A 1,078-nucleotide genomic window follows, 5' to 3' on the forward strand; every position below is an offset into this window, starting at 1 on the left:
AAAATCCTTTGCCGCAGCTGTAGGAGCAGGACAAGACAAAATTATCCTTTTGGTTCTTGACCGCGCTGGATGGCATATGAGCGAGAAAGTTGAGTTACCATTAGGCATCTTTTTTGAGCCTTTACCTCCTTACTCTCCCGAATTACAACCAGCCGAGAGACTTTGGGCTTTGGCTGATGAGCCTTTGGTCAACAAGAGCTTTGAAACTCTTGATGCTTTGGAAGTGGTTCTCGCTCAACGCTGTCATGTTCTTGCACAAATGCAACCTCAAATTCAAGCTTTGACTAACTATCATTGGTGGCCAGATCCAGAAGTTTTCAAGGCTGGTTAAAACCTCTTTGTATACAATGGCTAATAACTACGGATTTGGTATCATTTGGTTTAGCCGATTTTATGGAACAGGGGACTGATGCAATTGAGTGGGTGATCCCCGGTATTTTGCCCAAAGGTGAAACGGTGTTACTGGCTGCACAAGCTAAGTGTGGAAAAACTCTGTTGGCGACCGACATCGCTTATGCTGTTTTGTCGGGGACTCAGGTTATTGGTGAACAAGTGGGTGTACAAGGACGTGTGTTACTGATCAGTTCGGATGAATCAGGAAATAGTACCAGACGACGGTTAAAAGCCAGAGGTTTTGATTTACTGCCAGAAGTAGAAAATATGAGAGTCATGACACATCTTGATATATCTGATTTATCACCGCTAGAACAGGAGTTAGAAGTTTTCCGACCTCATCTGGTGATTATTGACAGTTTGACCTCGATTACCCGTGAATCTGGACTAAATGAAAAAGATGCCGAATTTGCTCGACCGATTTACAAGCTTAAAGATTTGTTAGGACGTTATGGTGCAGCAGGAATCTTGATTCATCACCAAAACAAAGACAAAGAAGCTAAAGGCATTGATAAAGTTAGTGGTTCGGCTCGAATTGTCGCTGCGACTTGGGGCATCTGGCAACTGTTGGCATCAGACCCGAATAATGAGCAGGACTTGACCCGTTGGCCTCACGGGGTGACGAGTAGCTGAAAGCTAGAGAATATCTAGCTTTTAGAGCTTTGTGTTACCCAAAAGATGAAGA

General features: G+C 43.9%; 2 protein-coding genes. Both read left to right on the top strand.

What is annotated here, in order from left to right:
- Window positions 1-331, top strand: a 331-nt coding sequence (locus tag C7H19_RS25230; protein ID WP_181280643.1) for a transposase, incomplete at its 5' end; no start/stop codon positions are given.
- On the top strand, window positions 298-1,026 hold the full coding sequence (locus C7H19_RS25235) for an ATP-binding protein (protein WP_245927807.1): 729 nt from the start codon (window positions 298-300) through the stop codon (window positions 1,024-1,026). The genes C7H19_RS25230 and C7H19_RS25235, both read left to right, overlap by 34 nt.
- The last annotated feature ends 52 nt before the right edge of the window (window positions 1,027-1,078 follow it).

The organism is Aphanothece hegewaldii CCALA 016, from assembly GCF_003007785.1.
Taxonomy (GTDB): Bacteria; Cyanobacteriota; Cyanobacteriia; order Cyanobacteriales; family Microcystaceae; genus Chroococcus; species Chroococcus hegewaldii.